The 4,852-nt window shown below is 38.0% G+C and carries 6 protein-coding genes; 5 read left to right on the forward strand and 1 reads right to left on the reverse strand.

Translation table 11 applies throughout. From position 1 onward, the window contains the following. Window positions 1–130: 130 nt before the first annotated feature. On the reverse strand, window positions 131–1,339 hold the full coding sequence (locus PBAT_RS20310; RefSeq protein WP_068652356.1) for an IS110 family RNA-guided transposase: 1,209 nt from the start codon (window positions 1,337–1,339) through the stop codon (window positions 131–133). A gap of 450 nt (window positions 1,340–1,789) precedes the next feature. On the opposite strand from PBAT_RS20310, the gene PBAT_RS20315 reads away from it, so the two are divergent. The 5 genes from PBAT_RS20315 (at window position 1,790) to PBAT_RS20330 (ending at window position 4,814) form a co-directional block, all read left to right on the forward strand. Then, window positions 1,790–2,806, forward strand: coding sequence for a phosphotransferase enzyme family protein (locus PBAT_RS20315; protein ID WP_068652358.1), 1,017 nt, complete (start codon window positions 1,790–1,792; stop codon window positions 2,804–2,806). Between the two features lie 345 nt (window positions 2,807–3,151). Then, entirely contained in the window at window positions 3,152–3,556 is a 405-nt protein-coding gene (locus tag PBAT_RS20320; RefSeq protein ID WP_038573410.1) for a GNAT family N-acetyltransferase, read from the forward strand. A 104-nt stretch (window positions 3,557–3,660) separates the two neighbouring features. Next, complete coding sequence (locus PBAT_RS26070) at window positions 3,661–3,894, forward strand: hypothetical protein (protein ID WP_248912444.1); 234 nt, start codon at window positions 3,661–3,663, stop codon at window positions 3,892–3,894. A gap of 471 nt (window positions 3,895–4,365) precedes the next feature. Continuing rightward, entirely contained in the window at window positions 4,366–4,455 is a 90-nt protein-coding gene (locus PBAT_RS26325; protein ID WP_338045673.1) for a hypothetical protein, read from the forward strand. A gap of 152 nt (window positions 4,456–4,607) precedes the next feature. Further along, entirely contained in the window at window positions 4,608–4,814 is a 207-nt protein-coding gene (locus tag PBAT_RS20330) for a DUF5316 family protein (protein ID WP_068652360.1), read from the forward strand. Window positions 4,815–4,852 lie beyond the last annotated feature (38 nt).

Genomic DNA, 4,852 nt, shown 5'->3' on the forward strand with positions numbered 1-4,852 from the left:
CTATACCAGCTAATAGCTTGTCAAGATTACCAGTAAAGTGAAGCTTATTCATATGGTATATTTAAAAACATGTAAGCCAAATAACCCTCCAATTTTATTAAATTTGGAAGGTTATACCACTGCGTTCATATTAAGCAGACCGGAATGTCTTTTTGTTTTTCATGATGGCATATAGCCAATGAACCAATTTATTGGCACATGCGACTAGAGCCACTTTATGTGGTTTTCCTTCTGCTCTCTTACGATCGTAGAACTCCTTGATTCGTGTATTGCGAGCCCGGATTAAGCCACATTGGACAGCCAAAACCAGTGCATATCGAAGCTGCCTGGAACCACGTTTTGTGATCCGATTTCGAGTTGCCGTGAACTTGCCCGAAGCAAAGACACTTGGATCAATGCCTGCAAAAGCGACTAGCTTTTTGGGATGATCAAATCGGTCGACTTCTCCAATTTCAGATAAAATTGTTGCCGCAATTTTATGTCCAATACCGGGAATCGACTGAATTAATTCAAATTCTTCAATTTCTTCAGCCAGAGCATCTATGTTCTGTTCCAATTCTGTAAGATGCTCTTGGTACTGAAGAATAAGGGTAATAAGGACTTTCAAATTAATTAAGTGGCTTGCGTACATGGTTTGCTGAAATGGGTTTTGTTTTGCCGCATCTAGCAGCCGTTGAACGCGTTGGTTAATCCAGTCCTCTGAACGTCCTCGTTTCGAAGTGAGAAGTTCTTTCATTTTAGCTTTGAGTGAATCTTCATCCGTCTGCAATACCGAATATGAGGTTGGGAATTCACTTAAAAACCGTAGTGAAATACCTGAATACATAGATCCAAAGACACCTTTGTAAGCAGGGAAAACCTGATCTAGAACAGCTTGGAATTGCAGTTTAGTCTGTACACACATCTTTGAAAGAGATTCATATTGCCTTGTAAGATAGCGTAGATTGAGCAGTTGCACACCCCTTTTCTTAAAAGGTTCAAACTCTTCTTTGTAGTACAACTCTCCCAAAAGATAAGCGTCAGCAGCATCCGTCTTTACTTTACGAAGCTGAGACTTCCTAAGCCGATTTGAGATGAGCGGATTAATAACAATGTAAATATATTGATGCTGCTCTAGGAACTGAACAACGGGGCTTTGGTAATGTCCGGTTGCTTCTAGAATAAGTAAAGGACGTTGTTTGGATAGAGACTCAACGTCCTTTAAAACTTGATGGAGATTCGCTAGACCATCACGAGTGTGCTGGAAATGGAACGTCCCTCTGAATGGGTTTCCGCGCTCTAAAAAGGCTTGTCCATGGCTTTCTTCTTTAGAAATATCTAGACCGATAACTGGATTCATTTCATCACTCCCTGTATGTCAGATTTACTGGCAGCCCCTACGTTTTCCTCTTGTCGCTCCATAGCATCGCTTGTTATACGGGATCTTACGTCCCAACCAGCCTCAATCATGGTCATGACAAGTAGGGGTGAACATTATAGCGCTCGGGATCAAGTCCCACGGGCAGGTACGTTCGACCAGGCTACCTTAATCCTCTATGCAAATGAAAAAAGGATCAACCAGAAAGAACTGGTTGATCTCATAATACGAACGGGCAGGATAGTTTAACAAAATGTGGAATTAATAAGAATACACTGTTATTTGTGTGAAGAGGTGCTTCTGAGAGAGGGCGCTGCTGGACAATTACCTGGAAAGCGGTCAGCAGTAGGCCTTCCGTCAAGTGGTCGCCGAAATTTTTGATTGGAAAAATTATGCAAATACTTAACTTATGAATGAAAGAAGGTATAGAAAATGATACGAGAAATTAAAGAGCAATTCACTGAAGAGATCCTTACCGAAGCAATAAAGCGATATGACATCAATAATGACACCGTTCGTTTATTGGGCGGTTATGAAAGCTTTGTTTATGAATACCAGAAAAACAATGCATTTTTCATATTAAAAATCTCACATACAATTAGAAGATCAAGAAACAATATAAGGGGTGAAATTGAATTTTTAAATTTTTTGTCGAATAAAGGACTGGCAGTTTCAAATGCTGTTCCATCGACCAGGGGTAATATGGTTGAAGAAATTGCTGCAGAAAATGGTTCGTTCCTAGCCATTTCATACGAAATGTCTCTTGGAAAAGAAGTGTCGGATGAAGATTGGAATGAATCGCTTTACGAAAAATGGGGCGAATTTCTGGGGAAAATCCATCATGCCACAAAGGGCTATGAATGGAGTAATCCGGCGTATAAACGACAAGCCTGGGACCAAGAAGTTCAATTAAAGGCGGAGAAATACCTGCGACCTGATGATGTGATGATTTCAATTTTAAAAGAAAGATTAACAAAACTTACTTCTCTGCCCAAGTCCAAAGATACATACGGTTTGACTCATACTGATTTTCATCAAAGTAATTTTTATCTGCATAACGGAGACATTTATTTGTTCGATTTTGATGATTGCGGTTATACGTATTTCGTAAACGATATTGGGATTACATTGTATTATGCACTTTCTTATCCGTTTAAGGAATTTGAAAATAAAACGGAATATTATAAATTGTTTTTCCGCCATTTTATGAAAGGATATCTGAAGGAAAATACAATCCAAGAAGAAGAAATAGTATATTTACAAGATTCTATTAAACTTCGTCATGCATTGCTGTATCTTTATTTTCATCAAGCAAACGATGTGTCAAATTTGGATGAAGAATCAATGAACTGGTTAAAAGAGCTTCAACGAGTAGCCGCTTCTGATGACCCTATGCTGCCGATTGATTTTGTTCAAGAATTTAAAAGCATTTATAATAGTATTCATTAACCTGGGAGCATCACATTTTACTAATGGCAGCTTCTCCTTGTTTTCATTAAGCTAACGAGCAGATTAACGCTATAAGCCTCTTAGGATTAGTATGCTTAAGTAAAAGAAGTATTCTCATGAATTCTCTAATGTAAACAAATACAAATTCCACTTCAGTTAATCCATTTTCTATACATATTTTTAATAGTATATTGAGGTAAATAAAGTGATTATTCACTTTGATAAATCCGAAATTGCTTTGTCGGTATTATTTTATGGCTTCGTAAGGATTGCAAAACCATCGAAATATGGGAGTTTAAAACAGATGTTGTGCCGTAGTTAGTTTTATGAAAGGAAGGTATAGGGGTGAGTATTTATTACGCTTCAAGCAAAGAGGATATCACTAAGGATGCACTCCAAGAGTTATTTCTTTCGGTAGAATGGGAGTCTGGCAAGTATCCAAACGAGCTTTTACAAGCAATCGGAGGGTCTCATTCAATTGTTACCGCTTGGGAAGGAGGAAAGCTTGTCGGTTTAATAAATGCTTTGTCAGATGGTGTTTTAACGGTATATTTTCATTATATGCTTATTAATCCGAGTTATCAGAGTATAGGTATAGGTAAGGAAATGATGAATATAATGCTTGATAGATATAAAGGGTGTAAAACAAAAGTATTAATTTCTTATCCACATGCAGTGGATTTCTATAATAAATTTGGCTTTAATACAGAGGATGGAGCTACACCAATGTTTATCTCAGAGTTGATATGATTGAACTAACGGGTAACTTTACGTTAGTGCAATAAATTGATTAAACCCTTCCATTTCAAAAGAACCTAGATTTAATAGGTTTATATAATTGGGAGGGTTTCTCTATGTACCTGAGTGAATTATGGAAGCTGTATGAAGTTGATAAACGGATTCAGGGATTCAGTCCGTACATATTAAAAGCCTACTCATTGCAATTAAAAATGCTGGTTGGTGAATTAGGTGATCTTGAGATTGAGGAAATCACTTTGCTAGAGCTTAGGACATCGTATCAGATTTGTGCGCTCCCTTTTTCGCTTTGCCTAAGCAGAAGGTTACCTTACGCAAAATGCCTCTCTTAAATTGAGAGAACCAAAGATGGATAAACGCATTCCGAAGTTTCTTATAGAAGAGGATGTAATTCATCTTAAGATTTCCTGTCTACCACACCGAGAACGAGCTTTGTTGGAATTTCTATATAGTTCTGGCTGCCATGTTAGAGAGGTACAGAGAATAAACATTGAAGATCTTAACTGTGAAAATTGTTCAGCGATTGTAAATGGCAAGTGACCCAAACAAAGAGAAGTTTACTTTACCGCTGAATGCAAGGTGTGGTTAAAAAACACTTAAAGTGTCGCGAAGATTCCTTTAAAGTACTGTTTGTAACGGAAACACATCCTACCCGCCGAATGTCAATACCGCCCATCAGATGGGCGTTAAAGCGGATAGCAAATCGGGGAGAGATTGAAGCTAATGTGTACCCGCACCGTTTTCGTTATACCTATGAATGTTAGCTATTGGATAATGGAGCACCCTTAGAATTCATTCAAGGGATGCTAGGGCATGAAAAAGCATCGACCACTCAGATATATGCTCAGCTCTGTGGAGAGAGAAGACGCGAGCTATATCGACGGTTCTTCTAGTGTCTTCAAGTCTAGGTAGCCAATTTGGATGGCTATCTTGACTAAACTAACGGGCAGTTTAACGTAAAAAGAACTTCACTTCTTGGCTTGCAACCTTTCCCTGTAATAAACGTTTTATTAAAAACTAGGGTGATTGGGAAGGAAGATGAATTATGAATTTTTTTATCTATCTAGGAATTATTCTCATTTTTGTTTCTGGTCTGTGCATTGGAGCATGGACGACTGGTTACCATCAAAGAGGTAATTTTTATTCAGAGCCTAAGGAAGACCGTGAAATAAAGAAGAAAGTTGCTACATGGTCTGCTTTAGCAGGAGTCATTTCGTTTGCAGTTGCTGGATTGATGTATTTATTAAGCTAACGGGCAGTATAACAGAATATTTTCTTGGCACATAAAAC

Source organism: Paenibacillus antarcticus, from assembly GCF_001637225.1.
GTDB lineage: Bacteria > Bacillota > Bacilli > Paenibacillales > Paenibacillaceae > Paenibacillus_AQ > Paenibacillus_AQ antarcticus.

Excerpts from the sequence above, each read along its gene's own strand:
- PBAT_RS26070 (WP_248912444.1), top strand. The coding sequence starts at position 3,661 with ATGTACCTGAGTGAATTATGGAAGCTGTATGAAGTTGATAAACGGATT.
- PBAT_RS20310 (WP_068652356.1), bottom strand. The coding sequence starts at position 1,339 with ATGAATCCAGTTATCGGTCTAGATATTTCTAAAGAAGAAAGCCATGGA.
- PBAT_RS20315 (WP_068652358.1), top strand. The coding sequence starts at position 1,790 with ATGATACGAGAAATTAAAGAGCAATTCACTGAAGAGATCCTTACCGAA.
- PBAT_RS26325 (WP_338045673.1), top strand. The coding sequence starts at position 4,366 with ATGCTAGGGCATGAAAAAGCATCGACCACTCAGATATATGCTCAGCTC.
- PBAT_RS20330 (WP_068652360.1), top strand. The coding sequence starts at position 4,608 with ATGAATTTTTTTATCTATCTAGGAATTATTCTCATTTTTGTTTCTGGT.